The organism is Mycobacterium sp. E3339 (genome assembly GCF_001666915.1).
GTDB lineage: Bacteria > Actinomycetota > Actinomycetes > Mycobacteriales > Mycobacteriaceae > Mycobacterium.
Genome location: NZ_LZIZ01000126.1, coordinates 34,856 through 57,391, shown reverse-complemented (window position 1 = coordinate 57,391; position 22,536 = coordinate 34,856). Strand labels below are relative to the sequence as shown.

Genomic DNA, 22,536 nt, shown 5'->3' with positions numbered 1-22,536 from the left:
GGTCGAAATGCCCCTGCTGGCAGAACAATCCGACCAGCCGGCGACCCCGCTCGTAGGCGTCGAGCTCGTCGTCGGCGACGATGTGGCACACGCCGGACTTCTTGTGGTGGGTCTCCGGGCCGCCGAGCGACGCCATGTCGACGTCCTCGCCGGTGACGCTGCGCACCACGTCGGGCCCGGTGACGAACACCCGGCTCTCCGGCGCCATCACGATCACGTCGGTCAGCGCCGGCCCGTAGGCGGCGCCGCCGGCCGCGAAGCCGACGACCACCGAGATCTGCGGGACGTACCCGGACGCGCGGATCATCGCCTCGAAGACGGTGCCGACGGCGTGCAACGCCTTCACACCCTCGGCCAGGCGCGCGCCGCCGGAATGCCAGATGCCCACGATCGGGCTCTGCTCCTCGATGGCGGTGTCGTAGGCGTTCACGATGTGCGCGCAGCCCTCGACGCCCATGGCGCCGCCCATCACGGTTCCGTCGGTGCAGAACGCGATGGTGCGCACGCCGTTGACGGTGCCCGACGCAGAAAGCACGCCCGAGCGGTCACGCTCGTGCAGCAGCTCGACGCTGCCCTCGTCGAAGAAGTTGCTCAGACGCAGCAACGGGTCCCTGGGGTCGAGCGACTCGCCGACCGACGCGGGGGCCATGATTGTCATCGCAGGTCTCCTGTTCTCCGGTGTGCTCTCTGCTGGGGCGGCGATGGTCAGTACCGCCCGAAGGCGATCGCGACGTTGTGCCCGCCGAATCCGAACGAGTTGTTGATCGCGTACTCGTACTTGCCCGGCCGCGGCTTACCCGCCACCACGTCCAGGTCGATCTCCGGGTCGAGGTTTTCCAGGTTCAGCGTCGGCGGAACGACCTGATCCCGCAGGGCGAGCACGGTCAGGATCGACTCGACCGCACCCACCGCGCCCACCGAGTGGCCCAGCGCCGCCTTGGGCGCGTAGACGGCCGCGTTGCCGCCGTGGGGACCCAACGCGTTGTTGATCGCCTTGCCCTCGGCGACGTCACCCACCGAGGTACCGGTGGCGTGGGCGTTCACATGGTGGATGTCGCCAGGGGTGAGGCCGGCGAGCTGAATCGCCCGGCTCATGGCGTGCCCGGCCCGCAGGCCGTTGGGATCCGGCGCCACCATGTGGTAGCCGTCCGAGGTGATGCTGGCGCCCATGATCCGGGCCAGGATGTTGGCCCCGCGAGCCTTCGCGTGCTCCTCGGTCTCGATCACCATGAGCGCGCCCGCCTCGCCGAACACGAAGCCGGTGCGGTCCCGGTCGAACGGGCGGCAGGCGCCCACCGGGTCGTCGTTCTTCGTCGACATCACGATGCGCATCTGGGCGAACGCCGCGATCGGCACCGCCTCGATCTTGGTCTCGACACCACCGCAGATGGCGATGTCGGCCTCGCCGAACACGATGTTGCGCCAGGCCTGGGCGACACCCTCGGAGCCCGACGCGCACGCCGACACGGGGGTGATCACGCCGGCCTTGGCGTGCCGTTCCAGTCCCACCGCCGCTGCGGCGCCGTTGGGCATGTACTTCTGCACACCGAGCGGAGAGACGGCCCGCATGCCGCGCGAGCGCATGTCGTCGTAGCTGAAAACCATCTCCTCCGACGAACCCAAGCCGGTGCCGATGGACACCAGCAAGCGGTCGGCGTCGACCTCGGGGGAGCCGGCGTTCTCCCAGACCCGCCGGCTCAAGATGGTCGACATGCGCTGCAGGTAACCCGTCCGGCGCAGCTCGACGCGGGTCATCTGGCTGTCGAATTCCTCCAACAGGTGCCCACCGATCTTCACCGGCAGGTCGAACTCCTCGACGAACGGGTCCTCAAGCTTGCGGATACCACTTTGGCTGTCCAGCAACAACTTCCAGGTGTTCTCGGCGTCAGTTGCCAGTGCGGTCGTCATGGCAACGCCAGTGACGACCACGTTCGGGAGCGTTTTCCCGGTAACCAGCTCTGTCATGGGTCTTGCAAACGTTCCTTCCGTACTCGGTGGTGATCGCCAAGCCCGGTGGGGCGGGCGAAGCGATCACCACCATCCAGCCTCAGTACCGCCCGAAGGCGAGCGCCACGTTGTGGCCACCGAATCCGAACGAGTTGTTGATGGCGTAACGGAAATCGCCGTAGCGAGGTTCGCCCGCGACAACATCAAGGTCGATCTCTGGATCTGGGGTTTCGTAATTGAGAGTTGGCGGTATCACGCCGTCCCGAAGGCTCAATACCGTGAGAACAGATTCCAGCGCGCCTACCGCGCCGATGGAGTGGCCCAGCGCCGACTTCGGCGCGTAGACCGCCGCCTGCTCGCAGCCGGCGACCCGGATGGCGTTCGCCTCGGCGGTGTCGCCGATGGGCGTTGCCGTCCCGTGGGCGTTGACGTGGTCAATGTCCTTGGGGGACAAGCCAGCCAACTCGAGCGACCGTTGCATTGCCCGGCCGGCGCGCACGCCGTCCGCCGCGGGCGCCACCATGTGGAACGCGTCCGACGTGATGCCGGCACCCATCAACCGGGCCAGCGGCTTGGCGCCGCGGGCCTTGGCGTGCTCTTCGGTCTCGATGATCATCAGGGCCCCGGCCTCGCCGAACACGAAGCCGTCGCGGTCCTTGTCGAACGGCCGAGACGCACGCTCGGGCTCGTCGTTGCGAGTGGACATGGCCCGCATCATGGAGAACGCCGCGATGGGCAGCGCCTCGATGGGACCCTCGACACCACCGCAAACGGCGAAATCGGCGTCACCCATTGCGATCTGGCGCCACGCGTGCGCGATCGCCTCCGACCCGGACGAGCACGCCGACACCGGAGTGATGACCCCGGCGCGGGCGCCCAGCTGCAGGCCCACCACCGCCGCGGCGCCGTTGGGCATGATCATCTGAACGGCGAGCGGCGACACCTTGCGGGGGCCACCCTCGTTCATCAGGTCGTAGCTCTCCACGATCCTCTCGGCGCCACCGAGACCGGTGCCGACCACAACCGAGAACCGGTCGGGGTCGACCTCCGGGCTGCCGGCGGACTCCCACAGCTGCGTGCTGAGCAACTTCGCCAGCCGCTGGACGTACGACATGCGCCGCAAGTCGAGTCTGCTCATGTGCTCGTCGATGGGCTCCTTGAGGTGGCCACCGATCTTGACGGGCAGGTCCCACTTGCTGACGAACTCGTCCTCGAGTACGCGGATGCCGCTTTCGCCGGCCAACAAACTCTTCCACGTGCTCTCGATGTCCGGCGCGATCGATGTCGTCGCCGTGACGGCGGTTACCACAACGCTGGGGTAACCGCCATTAGCAGTGGAAGGCTTGCTCACTGGTCCGCTTCCATCCTCGCCTTGACGTTCGCGACGGCCTCGGGGTTCTCGGTCTCCAGCTTGGCGCGCAGGGCCTCGGCAGCCTCGGGGTTCTCTTCCTCGAGCTTCTGGATGTAGGACACGACGTCACCGACGGTGCGCAGACCGGCGAGGTCCTCGTCCGGGATCTTCACGCCGTACTTGTCCTCGGTCTGCACGGCGATCTCAACCATCGACAGCGAGTCGATGTCCAGGTCGTCGACGAACGACTTCTCCGGGGTGACCTCCGACGGCTCGATACCGGTGACCTCTTCGATGATCTCGGCGATACCGGCGATGATTTCTTCCTGACTTACGGCCACAGCCTCTTCCCTTCGTAATGTGTTGTGTTAATAGAACAGAGCGTTCTTTATTCCAGCGGTATGTGGTTGTACTGGATGCGGCTTAGAGTTCGGCCAGTGCGTCCAGGTCTGCGGGTGCCTTGACGGCGCGGGTCGTAACCCCCCGAAGTTCGCGTTTGGCGATACCGGTGAGAGTGCCCGCGGGCGGGAACTCCACGGCCGCCGTGATCTCCCGGTCACGCATCGTTGCCGTGCACAGGTCCCAGCGGACCGGCTGGGTCAGCTGGGCGACCAGCGCCTCCATCGCCGCCGCCGCCGAGGCGACGGGCTGACCGTCGCGGTTGGACAGCAGCGTGGCGGTGGGTTCGGCGGTCGCGACGGCGGCCGCCGCGGCCGCGTAGCGGTCGAGGGCCGGCGCCATGTACTTGGTGTGGAACGCCCCGGCCACGCCGAGGGCGCGCACCCGGGCCTTTTCCGGCGGGTCCTCGGCCAGCTTCTCCAGCGCCGTCAGCGGGCCGGCGGCGACGATCTGGCCGGCGGCGTTGCGGTTGGCGGGGAACAGGTCGAGCTGCTCGAGGCGGGCCAGCACCTCAGCCTCGTCGCCGCCGAGCACCGCGGACATGCCGGTCGGCTCGATGGCGCAGGCCTTGGCCATCTCGGCGCCGCGGGTGGCGGCCAGCGCGACGGCGTCATCGGCGGCCATCACACCGGCGATCGCGTAGGCCGCGATCTCGCCCACGGAGTGGCCGGCCACGATGAGGTCCGCGTCGGACAGCAGGCCGCGCTTGGTGAGCTCCTGGTGGGCCAGCAGGGTGGCCGCGACGACCAGGGGCTGCGTGACCGCGGTGTCGGTGATCTCTTCGGTCGACGCGGTGGTGCCCAACCGGACGAGGTCGAGGCCGCTGGCCTTCGACCACAGGTCGAGCTGGTCTGCGGCACCGGGCAGGTCGAGCCACGGCGACAGCATCCCCTCGGTCTGCGAACCCTGTCCGGGCGCAAGCAATGCAATCACGTGTTTAAGAGAACACTGTGGAAACGGTTTTGGCGGGTGTAACAGATTATGAACCTCGTCTTAGGTTTTTGTGCACTCCCAACAAAATAGCTCCGTAAGCTACATGTTCGATACCGTGCCGCGATCTGTTGCCTGGATCACTATCGCTCGGATTGACCCCCAACAGCGGCCCTGACCGGCAGCGGAACGGGGGGCAGCGCGTTGGTGCCGACGCTAGCGGGAGCGGTGGGGTAGTTGAGCTGGCCGACGGTGGCGGCCACTCGCAGCACGTACGCGTCGCGGGGTTGCGTGGGATCGCGTCCGGTGAAGTCGGTGATCCGCTTGAGCCGGTACCGCACGGTATTTGGATGAACGAACAACTTTCTGGCACAGGCCTCAATCGCGCCGCCGCAATCTAAATACGCGTCCAGGGTTTCGATGAGCGTGGGCCCGGCGTCGGCCATCGGCCCCATCACATCGGTGTGCAGCGCCACGATCGCCGAGGCGTCCCCCATCAGGGCGCGTTCGGGCAGGAGTTCTCGCGCCTGGACCGGCCGCGGCGCCCCGCGCCAGCCGCCGACGGCGTTCATGCCGGAGATCGCCTCGCTCGCACTGTGGTAGGCCGCGGTCAGCATGGGCGCCGTCGGCCCGATGACCACCGGGCCGTCCGAGAACGCGTCCAGCAGCTCGCCGAGGAATTTGTCAGTAGGTGACAGTTGGCCGGACACGATAGCGACCAGCCAGGTGCCGTGCACGTCTGTCAGGGCGGCGCGGCCGTGGCGCGCGGCGACGTCGCGGACGTGCTGACTGGCCCGCTGGTCGTCGCCCGGGCCGGTCGACCCGTCGGGGCCGGGCGCGGGGACCCCGACCACGACCGTGGCCGGGGCGGTGGTGTCCCAGTTCAGCGCCGCGGCCCGGGACAACAGCTCGGGACCGGTGTCGCCGCGGACGACCGCGTCGACGACGCTGGCCTCCATGCGGCTGTCCCAGGTGCCGCGCGCCTCGGCGGCGTTCGCGTAGGCCGAGGCGGAGGTGAACGCCAGGTCGCGGCTGTACTTCAGGACGCCCACGGTCAGCGCGGTCAGCTGCTCCTCGGAGCGGGCCACCAGCGGCAGCACCTCTTCGAAGAACTCCATGGTGACGCGGACCATGTCCACGCTGTGTCGCAGCGCGATCCGGCGGGCCAGGTCCTGGGGCACCAGCTCGAACGCCTGGGCGGTGTAGCTGACGTCGCTGTGCGGGTCCTGCATCCACTCGACGAAGTTGTTGATCGCCGTCTGCACCACCAAGGCCACACTGGCCCGCTGCGATGCCTCGAGATCGGCGAAGAACGGCAACCGATCGCCCATGACCGACACCGCCTCGGTGGCCAGCCGGCCGGAGTGCTGCTTCAGCCGGCGCAGGACGGAGTCCGGGACCGTGTCCAGCAGTTCGAGCGGCGAGCGCGGCTGCTTCGCGAACGGGCCGGCGAACGGATTGTCATTCACAGCTAAAACCTACGCCATTTTTTAGATGGAAGTGCCAAAGGGCGCGGGGGTGGCGCGCCTTGCGGGACGTCGAGTGTGCGGCTGGCCGCACCTTCGGCGCCCACTGTGCGGCTGGCCGCACACTCGCGGGAAGCAGGAAGCGTGGGAGGCCCTCAGGCCACCCCGGGGTCGGACGTCTGCTCCGGGGCGGCCTGCACGTCGTCGATCTTGTACTGGCGGGCCGCCGCGACCGGCACCGACGGGTCGATCTCGCCGTCGCGCGCCAGTGCCTCCAGCACCGCGACCACCTGCGACTCGGCGTCGGTGTTGAAATAGCGCCGGGCGGCGGGCCGGGTGTCGGAGAAGCCGAACCCGTCGGTGCCCAGGGTGACGAATGTGCCGGGCACCCACGGCCGGATCTGCTCGGGCACCGCGCGCATCCAGTCCGACACGGCGACGACCGGCCCGCTGGCGTTCGCCAGCGCCTGGGTCACGTAGGCGGTGCCGGCCGGGCGGTCGGGGTGCCGCAGCCGCGCCTTCTCGACGGCCAGGCCGTCGCGGTTGAGCTCGCCCCAGCTGGTCACCGACCAGACGTCGGCCGCGACGTCCCACTCGGCGGCCAGCATCTCGGCCGCCTGCAGCGCCGAGGGCATCGCCACGCCGGACGCCAGGAGCTGCGCGGTGTTGGCGCGCTGCTCGGTGGCGGGGCGGTAGCGGTAGATGCCCCGCAGCACGCCCTCGGGATCGAAGCTCTCCGGCTCCGGCGGCTGCACGTACGGCTCGTTGTAGACGGTGATGTAGAAGTACACGTCCTCCGGGTTGTCCCCGAACATCCGGGCCAGCCCGCTCTCGACGATGTAGGCGATCTCGTAGGCGAACGCCGGGTCGTAGGCCACCACCGCCGGGTTGGTGCTGGCCAGCAGCAGCGAGTGGCCGTCGGCGTGCTGCAGGCCCTCGCCGGTAAGCGTGGTGCGCCCCGCGGTCGCCCCGAGCAGGAAACCGCGCGCCATCTGGTCCGCGGCGGCCCACAGGCCGTCGCCGGTGCGCTGGAAGCCGAACATCGAATAGAAGATGTAGATCGGGATCATCGGCTCGTTGTGCGTCGCGTACGACGTGCCGGCCGCGATGAACGACCCCACCGACCCGGCCTCGTTAATGCCCTCGTGCAGGATCTGCCCGACTTCGCTTTCCTTGTAGGCCAGCATCAGCTCGGCGTCGACGGCGGTGTACAGCTGGCCGAGGCGGTTGTAGATCTTCAGCGACGGGAACCACGAGTCCATGCCGAACGTGCGCGCCTCGTCGGGAATGATCGGGACGATGCGCGGCCCAATCTCCTTGTCCCGCAACACTTCCTTGAAGGTGCGCACGGTCGCCATGGTGGTGGCGACCTCCTGGGTGCCCGACCCCTTCTTCAGCGCGGCGTAGATGTCGCGGGACGGCGGCTTGAGCGCCTTGGCCTTGGTGCGGCGCTCGGGCAGGAAGCCGCCGAGCGTGCGCCGACGGTCGAGCATGTAGCGGATCTCCGGGGCGTCCGGCCCGGGGTGGTAGTACGGCGGCAGATAGGGGTTCTCGTCCAGCTGGGCGTCGCTGACCGGGATTCGCATGGAGTCCCGAAAGCGCTTAAGGTCTTCCAGCGCAAGCTTTTTCATCTGATGGGTGGCGTTGCGGCCCTGGAAGTGCGCGCCCAGCGAGTAGCCCTTGATGGTCTTGGCCAGGATCACGGTCGGCTGGCCCTTGTGGTCGATCGCGGCCCGGTAGGCGGCGTACACCTTGCGGTAGTCGTGGCCGCCGCGCTTGAGGTTCCAGATCTCGGCGTCGGTCATGTTCTCGACGAGCGCCTTGGTGCGCGGGTCGCGGCCGAAGAAGTGGTCGCGGACGTAGGCGCCGTCGTTGGCCTTGTACGTCTGGTAGTCGCCGTCGGGCGTGGTGTTCATCAGGTTCACCAGCGCGCCGTCGCGATCGGCGTGCAGCAGGGCGTCCCACTCGCGGCCCCAGACCACCTTGATGACGTTCCAGCCGGCGCCCCGGAAGAACGACTCCAGCTCCTGGATGATCTTGCCGTTGCCACGCACCGGGCCGTCGAGGCGCTGCAGGTTGCAGTTGATCACGAAGGTCAGGTTGTCCAGGCCCTCGAGCGCGCCGACGTGCGCCAGCCCGCGGCTCTCCGGCTCGTCCATCTCGCCGTCGCCCAGGAAGCACCACACGTGCTGATCGGAGGTGTCCTTGATGCCGCGGTCGTGCAGGTAGTGGTTGAACCGCGCCTGGTAGATGGCGTTGAGCGGCCCCAGTCCCATCGACACGGTGGGGAATTCCCAGAAGTCGGGCATCAGCCGTGGGTGCGGGTAGGACGGCAACCCGCCGCCGGCGTGGCTGTGTTCCTGGCGGAAGCCGTCGAGCCGGTCCTCGCTGAGCCGGCCTTCGAGGAACGCGCGCGCATAGATGCCCGGGGACGCGTGGCCCTGGATGAAGACCTGGTCGCCGCCGCCGGGATGCGATTTGCCGCGGAAGAAGTGGTTGAAGCCGACCTCGTACAGCGCCGCCGACGACGCGTACGTCGAAATGTGGCCCCCCACGCCGACTCCCGGCCGCTGGGCGCGGTGCACCATGATGGCGGCGTTCCACCGGATCCACGCCCGGAAGCGCCGCTCGACGTCCTCGTCGCCGGGGAACCACGGTTCCAGTTCGGTCGGGATCGTGTTGACGTAATCGGTTGACGTGAGCGAGGGGATGGCGACGCGCTGTTCCCCGGCCCGTTCCAGCAGCCGCAGCATCAGGTAGCGCGCCCGCGCCGGGCCGGAGCGCTCGAGGAGTTCGTCGAAGGACTCCAGCCACTCCGACGTCTCTTCGGGGTCGATGTCGGGCAGGTACGACGCGACGCCTTCGCGGATCACCCGAACGCGGTCGGGTTCGCTTGCGCTGCTAGGGGTTTTGGCCAGATCGTGGCGCGCGAACTCGGTTGTCAACGCACTGCTCCTGTAGTTGTCGGGGCTTGCGCCCTCGGGGTGCTGCGCACCGTATCCCTCTATCGTGCCGCACCAGCGTTTCGCAGGGCTAGCCGACGCCTGGTAGCGGGCGCGGGTTCACGCGGCGGACACGAACTCGTGCGTAGCGGGACGATCGGGAAACCCACCCGGTAACGTCTGAGCCGTGCTCAGCGGATCGCGTGCCGCCCTTGCGGGGAGCTTCCCCAGGCGAGGCGCTCTGGCGCTCGGATGTATTGCGGCGACGCTGATGGGGATCGTCGGGTGTACCACCGTCACCAACGGCACGGCCACCCCCGACACCCAGGTGGCCCCGGCGTATCGGCAGTCGGTGTCCGCATCGGCGTCCGCGTCGTCGGCGACGTCGCGGGTGCGCGAGTCCCAGCGCCAACAATCGCTGACCACCCGGGCGGTGCGGACGTCGTGCGACAACCTGGCCACCACGAGCAAGGACGCGATCGACAAGGTCAACATCTTCGTCGGGGCGTTCAACGCGGGGCGCAACACCGGCCCGACGGAGGGCCCGGCGATCGACGCGCTGAACAACAGCGCCGACACGGTCAGCAACAGCTTCAACGACGCGCTGTCCCAGCAGTTGAAGGACGCGTTCAACATGTACATCGACGCGGCGCATGGGGTGGCCAACGCCATCGGCACCCACGCGGCGACGGGCGAATTCAATCGGCGGGTGGACCGGCTCAACGACGCCAAGACGAAGGCGCTGAAACTGTGCCTGGCATCCTTCTAAAGGCGCGGGTGTCGAGCCGGTTGCGGCTGTGCGACGATAATCCCCATCGCACGAGGCGGCACGGTTTAAGGAGGCTCCACGGTGGTCGCGGCGGATCACGCCCCGAGCTACGCTCGCAAACTGGGCATCCAACGGGACCAAGTTGTCCAGGAATGGGGCTGGGACGAGGACACCGACGACGAAATCCGTGCTGACGTCGAGGAAGCATGCGGCGGTGACCTGCTCGACGAGGACACCGACGAGGTCGTCGACGTGGTGCTGTTGTGGTGGCGGGACGGGGACGGCGACCTGGTGGACACCCTGATGGACGCGATCGGCCCGCTGGCCGAGGACGGCGTGATCTGGGTGCTGACGCCCAAGACCGGCAAGCCCGGCCACGTTCTGCCGGCCGAGATCGCCGAGGCGGCCCCCACCGCCGGCCTGATGCCGACGTCGTCGGTCAACCTGGGTGACTGGAGCGCCAGCCGGCTGGTGCAGCCGAAGTCGCGAACCGGGAAGCGTTGATGCTGCCCGTTGGCGCCACCGCCCCGGACTTCACACTGCGCGACCAGAACCAACAGCGGGTCACTCTGAGCTCCTATCGCGGCGCCAAGAACGTGCTGCTGGTGTTCTTCCCACTGGCGTTCACCGGCATCTGCCAGGGCGAGCTGGACCAGTTGCGCGATCACCTGCCCGACTACGAGAACGACGACAGCGCGACGCTGGCCATCTCGGTGGGTCCGCCGCCCACGCACCGGATCTGGTCGCTGGAGAGCGGGTTTACCTTCCCGGTGCTGTCGGATTTCTGGCCGCACGGCGAGGTCAGCCAGGCCTACGGCGTGTTCAACGATGAGGCCGGCTACCCCAATCGCGGCACCTTCGTCATCGACAAGTCCGGCGTCATCCGGTTCGCCGAGATGAAACAGCCCGGCGAATCCCGCAACCAGGGGCTGTGGACCGACGCGCTGGCCGCTTTGCGGGGCTGAAAGTTTTGGGTACTCGGGCGTTGTGCGTGTAGCCTGCCTCGGGCACGGGCGCGTAGCTCAGTGGTAGAGCTCTGGTTTTACACACCAGCGGTCGGCGGTTCGATACCGTCCGCGCCCACCAAATGCACTCAGGGCATTAGCCGCGCGGACGCGTGCCGCGGCGGCGACAAAGTTTGGCCGCTCGGAGCGCGGGTAGGCGAGGACGATGCCAGGGGAACCATCGTCCATCTTGCTTATCGCCGATCCCGGAGCGCCCGCGGCGATTGCCGAGCGTCTGTCTGATCCGCTTGCAAGCGCGCTCACGGACTGGGCCCCCGCGCAGGACAGGTGGGACGTGTCGGTGCGCCGTCAGGCCTATCCGATCGACGAGCATGCCGAAGTCTCAGACGTGGTCGGCGCCATCGACCCGGGTGGGGAGAGCGAAGACATTGTCATCTACCTGACGGACCTACCCCGACGCCGGGGGACAACGCCGGTGATAGCCGAGATCAGCGTGCCCGACCGACTCGGAGTGATTTCCATTCCAGGGGTAGGTGGTGTGTTCATCGATCGTCGGGTGGGGCATTTGGCGCGGACCATCGTCGCCGAGGTCACCGACCAGTCGGACGAGCACACTCCGTCGGTAAAGCGACTGACGCGGCGACGCCGTGCAGATGCTCGCGCACGGGAGGGTCGATGCGCAGCTCGTCGAGCGAGCGCTTCCAGTACCCGTCGAACGCCGCCCGGTCCGCCGGCCACATGCCCTCAGGCACCTGCAGCGTGGTGCCGAGCCGGGCGGCGTCGAGATAGACGGCGTCGGCCGCGGCGTCATCGAGCGGGCCGTGCAGGAATTCATGCTGGTCGACGAAATAGCGGTAGAGGCACGCGGCCACCCACAGCTGCAACTTCGGGTCGAACGCGTTGTAGGGCACCGGGCTTGCCGACGTCGAGCGGACCTGCCGGTGCACGGTGTCCACGGCGCCGCGGATCAGCGCGCGGTCGGACTCCGTCCCGATGGTGGCGACCGCCAGGTAGGTGCCGGTGGTGCGGGCCCGTTTGAACGGATGCTTGTAGACGTTGCCGCTGTCCACCGGGCTCTGAAGCACGCCGTACCCGACGCCGGGCAACGACAACTGCATGATCACGTTGGCGGCGGGCAACAACACGGCCGCGGGGTTCAGCAGGTCGGCGACCCGGGCCGCGGGCCGCTTCGTCGCGGACGACGCCATGTCTTCGAGTGAACCATGTGCCGCGGGTTACAACCGCCCGAAAACGGGCACGCCTAGCGGAATGAGCACCCAATTCGGCGTCTCGGCCACCGGGCCGGCGCGGCACCGGGCGGCCGTTGCGACCGGCACGCTCGAACCATCCCTGCTGATCTGGTGGGTAATCGGCCTGCTGATCGCCGTGGTGATCTTCGCGGGCATCCTCGCCATGGCCTAGAGCGTTGGTTGCGCCCGCGTGGGCGGCCCGGCCGCGTGTGAGACGCTGCCGAGATGGTTGCGACGCGGCTTGCCGGCGTGCTGGTGGGTTACCTCGCCGACGTGGCGCTGGGCGACCCGGCACGCGGGCATCCGGTCGCGGCGTTCGGCCGGGCCGCGGCCGCCGTCGAGCACATGACCTACCGCGATACCCGGGCCGCCGGGGCGCTGCACGTCGGTGTGCTGCTCGGGGGCGTGGCCCTGCTCGGGGCCGCGCTGCAACGAGCCGCCGACCGCCGCGGCCGGCCCTGGTCGATCGCGGCCGTCGCGGCGGCCACCTGGGTGTCGGTGGGCGGAACCTCGTTGGCGCGCACCGGCCTGGCGATGTCGGAGCTGCTGGAACGCGGCGACATCGAGGCCGCGCGCCGGCTGCTGCCGTCGCTGTGTGGGCGCGACCCGGCCTGGCTGGACGGCGCCGGGCTGACGCGGGCGTCGCTGGAATCGATCGCGGAGAACACGTCCGACGCCCAGGTGGCGCCGCTGCTGTGCGCCACCGCGGGCGGGGTGCCCGCGGTGCTGGCGTACCGCGGCGTCAACACGCTCGACTCGATGATCGGCTACCGCTCGGCGCGCTACGCCCGATTCGGCTGGGCCGCAGCGAAATTGGACGATGCCGCCAACTACGTGGGCGCGCGGGCGACCGCGGCCCTGGTGGTGATGTGCGCGCCGTTCGTGAGCGGGTCGCCCTCGGGCGCGGTGCGGGCCTGGCGCCGCGATGCCGCCCGCCACCCCAGCCCCAACGCCGGCGTCGTCGAGGCGGCCTTCGCCGGGGCGCTCGGCGTGCGGCTGGGCGGGCCCACGCAGTACCACCACGAGCTGCAGATCCGCCCCACGCTGGGCGACGGCCACGAGCCGACGGTGGCCGACCTGCGCCGGGCGGTGGCGCTGTCGCGCACGGTGCAGGCGGGCGCCGCGCTGTTCGTCGGGCTGTGCGGGGCATCGAGAGCGCTTGCGAGGCGCCGAGTGTGCGACGGCGGCATCGGAAGTGCATCCAGGGCGGAATAATCGCGAGTTCCTAGCCCTCAGCGCACACTGAAGGCCCTCAGCGCACGATGGAGCTCGCTAGCGCCGGCGGCCGTAGCGATCGGCGAGTTTCGCCTCCACCGTCTTCGGCGCCGCTGACGTAACCGCCTCGGGTCGCTGCTGCTTTTCTCGGCGGCGGACGCGGATCTCGGAATACACGAAGTAGCCCAATCCGAGCGGGGCCACGATGCCGAACGAAATCCACTGGATGCCGTAGGACAGGAACGGGCCCGCGTCCAGATGCGGCACGTCGATCACGCCGAGCCCGCCGGGCTGGTTTTCGGTCAGCTGAAGGTAGGACCCGGCCAGCGGCACCTTGGTCAGCGCCGCGACCTGCCCGGTGTTGATCGAATACACCTGCGGCACACCGTCTTGCGAGAAGGGATCCTTCCCGGCGGCGACGGGCTCGGAATCGCGCAGCCTGGCGGTGATGGTGACCGGGTCCTGCGGCGGCGGTGGGATGGGTGGGACCTCGGCCCCCTGCTCGGGCCGCACGTAACCGCGGTCGACGAGGACGGTGGGTCCGTCGTCGACGACGAACGGGGCCAGCACCTCGAATGCCGGCTTGCCCTCGATCACCCGCAGCCGGGCCAGCACCTGGACGCCGGGCAGGTAGCGCCCGGTGGCCGTCACCCGGCGCCACTGCGCGTTCGGGGCAGACGAATCCTGTTGTGGCAGAAGCGTTTTGATGGGGACGGGCGCGGTGTTGAGGGAATGCTCGATCTGACGGTTCTCCCGCGACGTCCGGTTGTGCTTACCCAGCTGCCACGGCGCCAGCACCGTGAAGCACAGGTAGGTGAAGGCGATGACCACCAGCGCCAGGGCTATCCAGCCGGGCCGCAGCAGAAACGCCAGCCGACGCATGTCAGCCGGATCCGTTCCGGCCGAGTCGATCGTCGACCCACGCGTGCAGGCCGGGCAGCGACGCCTCGATGACGGTGAAGACGTCCTCGAAATCTTGGGCGTCGCCGTAGTACGGGTCGTCGACGTCGAGGGCGTGCGCGCCCGACCGCGGGTCGAACGAGCGCAGCATCCGCACCCGCTCCTCGTCGACGCCCAACTCGCGCAGCATCCGAAGGTGGTTGCGGCCCAAGGCCACCACCAGGTCGGCGCGCAGATGGTCGGCGTCGACCTGCGCGGCGCGATGGTCGGTGGAGTAGCCGTGGGCGCGCAGCACGTCGGTCGCCCGGCGGTCGGCGCATTCGCCGACGTGCCAGTTGCCGGTGCCCGCGCTGGTCACCCGGACCGCGTCGGCCAGGCCGCGGCGCCGCAGCTGGTCGGCGAACATCTTCTCGGCCATCACCGACCGGCAGATGTTTCCGGTGCAGACGAACGTGACGTGCAGCGGCTCGCGCTCAGACACCCAGCACCGCCCGCAGCTCGTCGATGGTGGCGGCGTGCGTCACCGCCGTGGCGCCGGCGACCGCCGCGCCGTCGGGGAAGTCGGCTTGGCCGTAACCCCAGCCGACCACCACCGTGTCGATGCCGTGCGCGGCCGCGCCGTGCACGTCGTGGCTGCGGTCGCCGACCATCAGCACCCTTTCCGGCAGAGGCTGCAGCTGTTCGAGTGCGTGCGTGAGCACGTCGACCTTGGTCTTGCGCGAGCCGTCGGGGCTGGCCCCGGCGATCACCTCGAAATGCCGATCGAGCCCGAAGTGGGCGAGGATGCGCCGCGCCGTCGGTTCCAGCTTCGAGGTGGCCACGGCGAGCCGGACGCCGGCGGCGCTCAGGTCGGCCAGCAGCGGCTCGATGCCGTCGAACAGGGTGTTCATCGCCCAGCCGCGGCTGCCGTATTCGGCGCGGAACGCCGCGATCGCCGGCTCGGCCCCCTCGCCCAGCATGGCGCGGAAGGTGTCGTCCATCGGCGGGCCCACAACCTGGGCCACCAGGTCGCCGTCGGGCACCGCGACGCCGACGTGCTCGAGCGCGTGCAGGAAGCTGGCCACGATGCCCTCGGCGGAATCGGTGAGCGTGCCGTCGAGGTCGAAGATCACCAGTTGCGCCGCAGCCGGCGACGTTGCTTGGTAGCGGGAAGCCGGGCGATCCGCCGACGCTGTGCCTGTCACCTCACCATTGTCCTCGATGGTCCTCGGCGGGTGTGACGGTGTCGGTGCCACGGGGTCGGGCGGCCCACTAGTGTTTCTCGGGTGGCGAGTCTGAACATGAGCCCGCCTGCGGCGCGCTATCACGGTGACCAGGCGGTCGCACCGGGGATGCTGGATTTCGCCGTCAACGTCCGACACACCCACCCGCCCGAGTGGCTGGTGCGCCGGCTGGCCGCGCGACTGCCCGATCTGGCTTCCTACCCGAGCGCGCGGGACGTGCGTTCGGCGCAGCACGCGATCGCCGAGCGGCACGGCCGGGCCCGCGACGAGGTGCTGCCGCTGGCGGGGGCGGCCGAGGGGTTCGCCTTGCTGAGCAACCTGCGCCCGACGCGGGCGGCGATCGTCGCGCCGTCGTTCACCGAGCCGGCCGACGCGCTCACCGCCGCCGGGGTGCCCGTGCACCACGTCGTGCTCGAGCCGCCCTTCGCCCTGGACGGGGTGAGCATTCCCGACGACGCCGACCTGGTCGTCGTGGGCAATCCCACCAACCCCACCTCGGTGGTGCACACCCGCGAGCAGCTGTTCGCGCTGCGCCGGCCCGGCCGCATCCTGGTGGTCGACGAGGCGTTCGCCGATTCGATCCCCGGCGAGCCCGAGTCGCTGGCCGCTGAGTCGCTGCCCGACGTGCTGGTGCTGCGCAGCCTGACCAAGACGTGGGCGCTGGCGGGGCTGCGGGTGGGCTACGCCCTTGGGTCACCGGAGGTGTTGGCCCGGTTGACCGCTCGGCGCGCGCACTGGCCGGTGGGCACGCTGCAGCTTTCGGCCATCGCGGCGTGTTGCGGCCGGCAGTCCGTCGCCGAGGCGGCGGCCGGTGCCGCGCGGCTGGCGGAGGTGCGCGCCGAGATGGTCGCCGGCCTGACGTCGGTGGGCGCCGAGGTGGTCGCCGGCCGGGCCCCGTTCGTGCTGTTCCGCTTGCCGGGGGCCGATAAGGTCCGAAAGAGCCTGCAGGACAAGGGGATCGCCATTCGCCGCTGCGATACGTTCGTCGGCCTCGACGAGCGCTACCTGCGGGCCGCGGTGCGCAGGGAGTGGCCGCTGCTGGTTCGGGCGATCTCGGAGGTGCGGCGATGAGCGTGCGGCTGGCCGACATCATCGACGCGCTGGACGAGGCCTACCCACCGCGGCTCGCCGAGCCGTGGGACTCGGTGGGACTGGTGTGCGGCGACCCCGACGATGCCACCGAGTCGGTGACCGTTGCGGTCGACGCGACGCCCGCGGTCGTCGACGAAGTTCCCGAGGGCGGCCTGCTGCTGGCCCATCACCCGTTGCTGCTGCGCGGAGTGGACACGGTGGCGGCGAGCACGCCCAAGGGCGCGCTGGTGCACCGCCTGATCCGAACGGGCCGTTCGCTGTTCACCGCGCACACCAACGCCGACTCGGCTTCGCCCGGCGTGTCCGACGCGCTGGCCCACGCCCTCGGCCTCACCGTCGAAGCGGCCCTCGAGCCGCGAACCGCCGCGCCAGACCTGGACAAGTGGGTCGTCTACGTGCCTCGCGAAAACTCCGAAGCCGTGCAGGCGGCCATGTTCGAGGCCGGCGCCGGGCACATCGGCGACTACTCGCAGTGCAGCTGGAGCATCACCGGCATCGGTCAGTTCCTGCCGCACGAGGGCGCGTCCCCCGCGATCGGCAGCGTCGGGACCGTCGAGCGAGTGACCGAGGACCGGTTCGAGGTCGTCGCGCCGGCGCGGATCCGGGCGGCCGTGCTGACCGCGATGCGCGCCGCCCACCCCTACGAGGAGCCCGCGTTCGACGTGTTCGCGTTGCTGCCCCTGCCCGGCGACGCCGGGCTGGGCCGCATCGGCACCCTGGCGCGCCCGGAACCGCTGCGCGACTTCGTGTCCCGCGTGGACGCCGCGCTGCCGCCAACGGTGTGGGGCGTCCGCGCGGCCGGCGACCCCGACGCGCCGGTGTCGCGGGTCGCGGTCTGCGGCGGGGCCGGGGACTCGCTGCTGGCGACCGCGGCCGGCGCGGGCGTGCAGGCCTACGTTACGGCCGACCTGCGGCACCATCCGGCCGACGAGCATCGCCGGTCCTCTAGTGTCGCGCTGGTGGACGTGGCGCACTGGGCGAGCGAATTTCCCTGGTGCGAGCAGGCCGCCGAACTGCTGCGGTCCCGTTTCGGTGCGGCGCTGACGGTGCGGGTGTGCGGCATCCGCACCGACCCGTGGAACATGGGGCAGATGGAAGGTGACCAGCGATGAAGGCTGAAGTCGCTCAGCAGCGTTCGCTCCTCGAGCTGTCGAAGCTGGATGCGGAGCTGTCCCGCATCACGCACCGGGCCGGCCATCTGGCGGAGCAGCAGGCCTGCGAGTGGCTGCAGGAGGAACTCACCGCCGCCGGCGACCGCGTGGGTGCCATCCGAATCGCGTTGGAGGACATCGACACTCAGGTGTCGCGGTTCGAGTCCGAGATCGAGGCGGTGCGCCAGCGCGAAGACCGCGACCGATCCTTGCTGCAGTCCGGGGCGGCCGACGCCAAGCAGTTGTCGGACCTCCAGCACGAGCTGGAGACCCTGACGCGCCGCCAGGCCAGCCTGGAAGATTCGCTGCTGGACGTGCTGGAGCGGCGCGAGGAGCTGCAGACCCAACTGGACGACGCACAGGGCAGGGTCGAGGCGCTGGAGGCCGAATTGGCCGGCGCCCGGCAGGCTCTCGACGCCGCGCTCGCCGAAATCAGCGAGGCACGCCAGGCGCATTCGTCACGCCGCGAGACCCTGAGCGCCGCGCTGGATCCCGCCCTGTCGGCGCTCTACGAACGCCAGCGAGCCGGGGGAGGTCCGGGCGCCGGGCCGCTGCTGGGGCGCCGCTGCGGTGCCTGCCGCCTGGAGATCGACCGCGGCGAGATGTCCCGCATCTCCGCGGCCGCCGAGGACGATGTGGTGCGCTGCCCGGAGTGCGGCGCGATCCTGTTGCGGGTCAACGGGAGCGACCAGTGAAGGTCGTGATCGAGGCCGACGGCGGGTCGCGCGGAAACCCCGGCCCCGCCGGGTACGGCGCCGTGGTGTGGACCGAGGACCGCTCGACGGCGCTGGCGGAGAACAAGCAGGCGATCGGCCGGGCCACCAACAACGTGGCCGAATATCGGGGACTGCTGGCCGGTTTGGACGACGCCCTGCAACTCGGCGCCACCGAAGCCGCGGTCTACCTGGATTCCAAGCTGTTGGTGGAGCAGATGTCGGGACGGTGGAAGGTCAAGCACCCCGACCTGATCGAACTGCACGGCAAGGCGAAAGCGCTGGCGTCGCGGTTCGACCGGATCAGCTACACGTGGATTCCGCGCGAGCGCAACTCCTACGCCGACCGGTTGGCGAACGAGGCGATGGACGCGGCCGCCGAAAGCGACCTGGCCAACGAACCCGACGAGCGCGCGGCCGAATCCGCGAAACCCGCTGCGGCGCAATCCCCACAGGCGCCCGGCTGGACCGGCGCCCGCGGTACGCCGACCAGGCTGCTGTTGCTGCGGCACGGACAGACCGAGCTGTCGGCCCAGCGCCGCTACTCGGGCCGCGGCAACCCGGCCCTGACCGAAGTGGGCCGGAGTCAGGCCGACGCCGCGGCGCGTTATCTCGCGCAGCGCGGCGGGATTTCGGCGGTGTTCTCCTCGCCGCTGCAGCGGGCCTACGACACGGCGGCCCGGGCCGCCAAGGCGCTCGGCCTGGACGTGACCGTCGACGACGACTTGATCGAAACCGATTTCGGCGCCTGGGAGGGCCTGACCTTCGTGGAGGCCGCCGAGCGCGACCCGGAGCTGCACGGCCGCTGGCTGCGTGACACCGGCACCACCCCACCGGGCGGCGAGAGCTTTGATGCCGTGCTCGATCGGGTCGTCCGGGCCCGGGAACGGATCATCGCCGCGCATCAGGGCAGCACGGTGCTGGTGGTGTCGCACGTGACGCCGATCAAAATGCTGCTGCGGCTCGCGCTGGAGGCCGGTCCCGGCATCCTGTACCGGTTGCACCTGGACCTGGCGTCCCTGAGCATCGCCGAGTTCTATTCCGACGGTGCGTCTTCCGTGCGCCTGGTGAACCAGACCGGATACCTCTAGGCCGGAAGGAGACGTCGATGGAGCCGTCTGATCCGACCCGTGAAGCCATTCCCGCGGACGTCCGGGAGAGGGTGATGCCGGCGGTACTCGACGAATTGTCCCGCTGGGGTGTCGAGCGGTTCAGCATCGAAGCCCTCGCCGAACGGCATCGCCTCGACGCGGCGATGGTGTACCGGTACTGGGGGGACCGGCGCCGGCTCATCGTCGACGCGGTGCTGTCCGATATCGACAGGGTGAACACCGGAACCGACACCGGGTCGTTGCGTGGCGACCTACAGGCGTTGGCCCGCAACGTGACCAATCGGATCAACACCGAGGTGGGTCGGACGCTGCTGCGCTCGCTGGTGATGGACCGCCGCAGCGGACACGACGAAGCCACCCGGTTGCGGTTCTGGTGGGCGCATTTCACCGCCGTGCGCGCGGTCGTGGACCGGGCCAGGGAGCGGGGCGAATTGCGCGAGGGCGTCAACACCCTGGCCGCGGTTCAGATCGTGCTGTCGCCGCTCAACATTCGCGTCCTGTACTCCGACGTCCCCGTCGATGACGAATACTGCGAGGCCATCGCCGACATGGCGTATCACGCCCTCGCCCGCAAGTGAGGGCGCGCGTAGCATCCCGGTATGAGAAGGACATTCGTCGCCACCCTCGCCTTCGGGTTGATCCTCGCGTTGTTCGGTTCGATCTGGGCGCTCCAGGGATTCGGGGTGCTCGGTGGTAGCCCGATGAGCAACACCACCACCTGGTCGGTCATCGGCCCCATCACGGCGGTGATCGGCGTTGTGATCGCGGTGGTCAGCTGGCGGAAGCTCTCGTCGAGATAACGCTTCATGCCCCCGCGACGGTGAAGTCCACCGTGTGCCAGCCGGTGGCACCGTCCGGGACCGGAGGGACGCGATCCGCGGTCTGGGTGGCCCCGGTGTTGTCGGTGGCTCGCACCGTGATGGTGTGCCTCCCAGGGCTTTTCGCCTCCCAGGGAAACGTCCACAGCCGCCATGTCTCGTTGGAATAGCTCGCGCCCTGCTCGGCGGGCTGCCACCCGCCGCCGTCGATGCGGACCTCCACGGACCGCACGCCGCGATTCTGCGCCCATGCGACACCGCCAAACACGACCGGGCCCATCGGCACCCGCTGACCACCTCTCGGCACGTCGATCCTCGACTGGGTCTTGACGGGTGCACGTGGCGCCCAGCCCTGCCGCGTCCAGTACGCCTCCGCCCTGTCGAAGCGGGTCAGCTCCAGGTCGACGACCCACTTGGTGGCGGACACGTACCCGTAGAGTCCCGGCACGACCAGCCGCGCCGGATAGCCGTGCTCGATCGGCAGGGGCTGGCCATTGAGGGTGACCGCCAGCAACGCGTCGCGGCCGTCGGTGAGCGCATCCACCGGTGTGCCTGCGGTGAATCCGTCGATCGATGTCGAGAGCACCATGTCGGCGTCCGGATGCACCCCGGCCGCCGCCAGCAGGTCGGCAACCCGGTAACCCGTCCAGACGCCCGTCGAGATGAGTTTGCCCCCAACGGGATTCGATACGCAGGTCAGCGTCGCCACCTTTTCGACCACGTCGAAGCCGGCGAGGTCGGCGAAGCCGTACGTAACTTCGCGGTTCACCATGCCGTGGATGCGCAGCCGCCAGTCGCCGTGGCTGAGTTGGGGAACCGCGAGCGCGGTGTCCACCCGGTAGAAGTCGGCGCTGGGAGTGATGAAGCTGGGCAGCTCAACACCTTTCGGCTGCACGTCGGCGGGTATGGGTGGCGCCGCCGCGTGCGGACGGGGAAGCGCGAAGCTGTTGCGGTCCGCGGCCACCGAATGCACCAACCGCGTGATCACCGCACCGGCCACGCCGCTCACCACCCCGAACCCCAGCACCGAAAGCACGAGCAGCCTGCGCCTGCCGGCGTCCGGCTCGCCGGCATCGGAATCTTCGGGGCCGGAACCGAACCGGCGGGTGAGCAAGCGAAGGGCCGCCACGCCGCAGACCGCGCCGGCGACGGTGGGGATCGTGTCGAGCGCGCTCGCGCCCGGCCGCGACAGCACCGCGGCGCATCCGAGCGCGCCCGCCGCCGCGATCACGGCGCTGCCGAACGGCCGGCGCGGGGTCTCCAGCGTTCCGGCGATCGCGGCGATCGCCGCGATCACCACGAGCACGGCGACGGCCAGGAAGAGCTTGTCCAGGGTGCCCAGGGTTTGAATCGCCCACTCTTTGACCGGCCCCGGTGTCAGGTCGACGACGGCCGAGCCGATCGCGGCCCGGGCGTCGGCCCGCGCCCCGAACGGGATGCCCACCAGCTGGGCCACCCCCAGCGCGACGGACGCCGCCGCGACCCCGGCGATCATCCGCCCGTTCGATGTCGGCGGCGTGGTTGTCATGCCCATATCCTCGCGTAGCGGCCCGGATCCCGGCCCGCGTCAGCGAACCAGGGTGATGGCGCCCTCGGGGCAATTCTGCTCGGCGGTGACGGCCTGCGCCTCGAGGTCACCGGAGACGTCGGGGACGAGCACGACCGAGTGGCCCACCTCGTCGGCGTCGAACACATCCGGGGCCAGCGTGTAGCAGCGCCCGTGGCCGGTGCACCGGTCGGCGTCGATGAGAATGCGGGTCATCAGCGGTGCTCCTCCTGCACTCAGCCCACCAGCATGGCCAGGGCGCTGTCGTAGTTGGGCTCGTCGTCGAGTTCTGGCACCAATTCGGTGTACGCGACGTTGCCGTCGGCGTCGATCACCACGACGGCGCGGGCAAGAAGCCCCGCCATCGGGCCGTCGGTGATCGTGACGCCGTAGTCCTCGCCGAAGCTGTCCCGGAAGGCCGAGGCCGTCCTGACGTTGTCGATGCCCTCGGCGCTGCAGAATCGTTGAAACGCGAACGGCAGGTCCTTTGACACGCACACCACGGACACGCCGGTTCCCGCGGCGCGCTCGTTGAAGGTCCGCACGGTCGTCGCGCAAACCGCGATATCGACGGACGGAAAAATGTTCAGCACCAAGGGCTTGCCGAGAAACTGCTCGGCACTGATCACCCACAAGTCGGAGCCGATCAAGTTGAAGGCCGGGGCTTTGGATCCGATGGCAGGCAGCTCGCCGACGGTGTTTATCGGGTTTCCATTCAAGGTTATCTGTGCCATGCGCATAGTGTGC

24 protein-coding genes, 1 tRNA gene and 1 pseudogene are annotated in these 22,536 nt (G+C 69.5%); 12 read left to right on the top strand and 14 right to left on the bottom strand.

Annotated features, from left to right (window positions below):
- The 7 genes from A5702_RS11650 to aceE form a co-directional block, all read right to left on the bottom strand.
- The coding region (locus tag A5702_RS11650; RefSeq protein ID WP_304440336.1) for a carboxyl transferase domain-containing protein at window positions 1–658 on the bottom strand (658 nt) is incomplete at its 3' end.
- A gap of 47 nt (window positions 659–705) precedes the next feature.
- Window positions 706–1,965: a 3-oxoacyl-ACP synthase KasB gene (gene kasB / locus A5702_RS11645; RefSeq protein WP_068220814.1), complete on the bottom strand. Its 1,260-nt coding sequence runs from the start codon at window positions 1,963–1,965 to the stop codon at window positions 706–708.
- Between the two features lie 82 nt (window positions 1,966–2,047).
- Window positions 2,048–3,298 (bottom strand): 3-oxoacyl-ACP synthase KasA, encoded by a 1,251-nt coding sequence (gene kasA / locus A5702_RS11640; RefSeq protein WP_055405268.1) that lies wholly within the window; start codon window positions 3,296–3,298, stop codon window positions 2,048–2,050.
- On the bottom strand, window positions 3,295–3,639 hold the full coding sequence (acpM, locus tag A5702_RS11635; protein WP_055405267.1) for a meromycolate extension acyl carrier protein AcpM: 345 nt from the start codon (window positions 3,637–3,639) through the stop codon (window positions 3,295–3,297). Before acpM ends, kasA begins: the two co-directional genes overlap by 4 nt.
- A gap of 82 nt (window positions 3,640–3,721) precedes the next feature.
- Window positions 3,722–4,630, bottom strand: a complete 909-nt coding sequence (locus tag A5702_RS11630) for an ACP S-malonyltransferase (protein WP_068220811.1) — start codon at window positions 4,628–4,630, stop codon at window positions 3,722–3,724.
- 140 nt (window positions 4,631–4,770) lie between these two features.
- Window positions 4,771–6,096 (bottom strand): CdaR family transcriptional regulator, encoded by a 1,326-nt coding sequence (locus A5702_RS11625; protein ID WP_067819949.1) that lies wholly within the window; start codon window positions 6,094–6,096, stop codon window positions 4,771–4,773.
- A gap of 152 nt (window positions 6,097–6,248) precedes the next feature.
- Window positions 6,249–9,038: a pyruvate dehydrogenase (acetyl-transferring), homodimeric type gene (gene aceE, locus A5702_RS11620; RefSeq protein WP_068220808.1), complete on the bottom strand. Its 2,790-nt coding sequence runs from the start codon at window positions 9,036–9,038 to the stop codon at window positions 6,249–6,251.
- Window positions 9,039–9,222: 184 nt separating this feature from the next.
- Here aceE and A5702_RS11615 point away from each other — a divergent pair, with 184 nt between their 5' ends.
- The 4 genes from A5702_RS11615 to A5702_RS11600 all read left to right on the top strand — a co-directional run bounded on the left by A5702_RS11615 (window position 9,223) and on the right by A5702_RS11600 (window position 10,890).
- Window positions 9,223–9,804 (top strand): hypothetical protein, encoded by a 582-nt coding sequence (locus A5702_RS11615; protein WP_082459927.1) that lies wholly within the window; start codon window positions 9,223–9,225, stop codon window positions 9,802–9,804.
- A gap of 81 nt (window positions 9,805–9,885) precedes the next feature.
- Window positions 9,886–10,308, top strand: a complete 423-nt coding sequence (locus A5702_RS11610; protein ID WP_055404358.1) for a DUF3052 domain-containing protein — start codon at window positions 9,886–9,888, stop codon at window positions 10,306–10,308.
- Window positions 10,308–10,769: a peroxiredoxin gene (locus tag A5702_RS11605; protein WP_068220805.1), complete on the top strand. Its 462-nt coding sequence runs from the start codon at window positions 10,308–10,310 to the stop codon at window positions 10,767–10,769. The genes A5702_RS11610 and A5702_RS11605 overlap by 1 nt, the downstream gene beginning before the upstream one ends.
- Before the next feature lie 46 nt (window positions 10,770–10,815).
- Window positions 10,816–10,890: transfer RNA gene (locus tag A5702_RS11600), tRNA-Val, on the top strand.
- A gap of 499 nt (window positions 10,891–11,389) precedes the next feature.
- Here A5702_RS11600 and A5702_RS11595 read toward each other — a convergent pair.
- A pseudogene (locus tag A5702_RS11595) lies at window positions 11,390–11,977 on the bottom strand (oxygenase MpaB family protein); the annotation flags it as partial.
- A 61-nt stretch (window positions 11,978–12,038) separates the two neighbouring features.
- On the opposite strand from A5702_RS11595, the gene A5702_RS26305 reads away from it, so the two are divergent.
- Entirely contained in the window at window positions 12,039–12,191 is a 153-nt protein-coding gene (locus tag A5702_RS26305) for a hypothetical protein (protein ID WP_156669581.1), read from the top strand.
- 53 nt (window positions 12,192–12,244) lie between these two features.
- Window positions 12,245–13,234, top strand: coding sequence for a cobalamin biosynthesis protein (locus A5702_RS11590; protein ID WP_068220802.1), 990 nt, complete (start codon window positions 12,245–12,247; stop codon window positions 13,232–13,234).
- 57 nt (window positions 13,235–13,291) lie between these two features.
- On the opposite strand, the gene A5702_RS11585 is transcribed toward A5702_RS11590, so the two are convergent.
- From A5702_RS11585 to A5702_RS11575, 3 genes are read right to left on the bottom strand one after another with little or no spacing between them, the layout of a single operon-like run.
- Window positions 13,292–14,116, bottom strand: coding sequence for an SURF1 family protein (locus tag A5702_RS11585; protein ID WP_068220799.1), 825 nt, complete (start codon window positions 14,114–14,116; stop codon window positions 13,292–13,294).
- Between the two features lies 1 nt (window position 14,117).
- Entirely contained in the window at window positions 14,118–14,615 is a 498-nt protein-coding gene (locus A5702_RS11580) for a low molecular weight protein-tyrosine-phosphatase (protein WP_055404370.1), read from the bottom strand.
- Window positions 14,608–15,318, bottom strand: coding sequence for an HAD-IA family hydrolase (locus A5702_RS11575; RefSeq protein WP_197506547.1), 711 nt, complete (start codon window positions 15,316–15,318; stop codon window positions 14,608–14,610). The genes A5702_RS11580 and A5702_RS11575 overlap by 8 nt, the downstream gene beginning before the upstream one ends.
- A gap of 81 nt (window positions 15,319–15,399) precedes the next feature.
- Here A5702_RS11575 and cobC point away from each other — a divergent pair, with 81 nt between their 5' ends.
- Genes cobC through A5702_RS11545 form a run of 6 tightly spaced genes read left to right on the top strand, consistent with a single transcriptional unit; the run spans window position 15,400 to window position 20,225 of the window.
- Complete coding sequence (gene cobC / locus A5702_RS11570; RefSeq protein ID WP_055404374.1) at window positions 15,400–16,428, top strand: Rv2231c family pyridoxal phosphate-dependent protein CobC; 1,029 nt, start codon at window positions 15,400–15,402, stop codon at window positions 16,426–16,428.
- Complete coding sequence (locus tag A5702_RS11565; protein WP_055404376.1) at window positions 16,425–17,561, top strand: Nif3-like dinuclear metal center hexameric protein; 1,137 nt, start codon at window positions 16,425–16,427, stop codon at window positions 17,559–17,561. Before cobC ends, A5702_RS11565 begins: the two co-directional genes overlap by 4 nt.
- A complete protein-coding gene (locus A5702_RS11560; RefSeq protein ID WP_068220792.1) occupies window positions 17,558–18,295 on the top strand; it encodes a zinc ribbon domain-containing protein in 738 nt (245 codons plus the stop codon). The genes A5702_RS11565 and A5702_RS11560 overlap by 4 nt, the downstream gene beginning before the upstream one ends.
- The gene (locus A5702_RS11555) at window positions 18,292–19,404 is read left to right on the top strand and encodes a bifunctional RNase H/acid phosphatase (RefSeq protein WP_068220789.1); all 1,113 of its coding nucleotides are present in this window, start codon (window positions 18,292–18,294) and stop codon (window positions 19,402–19,404) included. Before A5702_RS11560 ends, A5702_RS11555 begins: the two co-directional genes overlap by 4 nt.
- 17 nt (window positions 19,405–19,421) lie before the next feature.
- Window positions 19,422–20,003, top strand: a complete 582-nt coding sequence (locus A5702_RS11550) for a TetR-like C-terminal domain-containing protein (RefSeq protein WP_055404382.1) — start codon at window positions 19,422–19,424, stop codon at window positions 20,001–20,003.
- Window positions 20,004–20,024: 21 nt separating this feature from the next.
- Window positions 20,025–20,225, top strand: coding sequence for a hypothetical protein (locus A5702_RS11545; protein ID WP_055404384.1), 201 nt, complete (start codon window positions 20,025–20,027; stop codon window positions 20,223–20,225).
- A gap of 4 nt (window positions 20,226–20,229) precedes the next feature.
- Here the strand turns inward: A5702_RS11545 and A5702_RS11540 are convergent, their stop codons facing one another.
- The 3 genes from A5702_RS11540 to tpx form a co-directional block, all read right to left on the bottom strand.
- A complete protein-coding gene (locus A5702_RS11540) occupies window positions 20,230–21,738 on the bottom strand; it encodes a molybdopterin-dependent oxidoreductase (protein ID WP_156669583.1) in 1,509 nt (502 codons plus the stop codon).
- 72 nt (window positions 21,739–21,810) lie between these two features.
- On the bottom strand, window positions 21,811–22,005 hold the full coding sequence (locus tag A5702_RS11535; RefSeq protein WP_067819966.1) for a ferredoxin: 195 nt from the start codon (window positions 22,003–22,005) through the stop codon (window positions 21,811–21,813).
- Window positions 22,006–22,025: 20 nt separating this feature from the next.
- Window positions 22,026–22,523, bottom strand: coding sequence for a thiol peroxidase (gene tpx, locus A5702_RS11530; RefSeq protein ID WP_067820047.1), 498 nt, complete (start codon window positions 22,521–22,523; stop codon window positions 22,026–22,028).
- Between the last annotated feature and the right edge of the window lie 13 nt (window positions 22,524–22,536).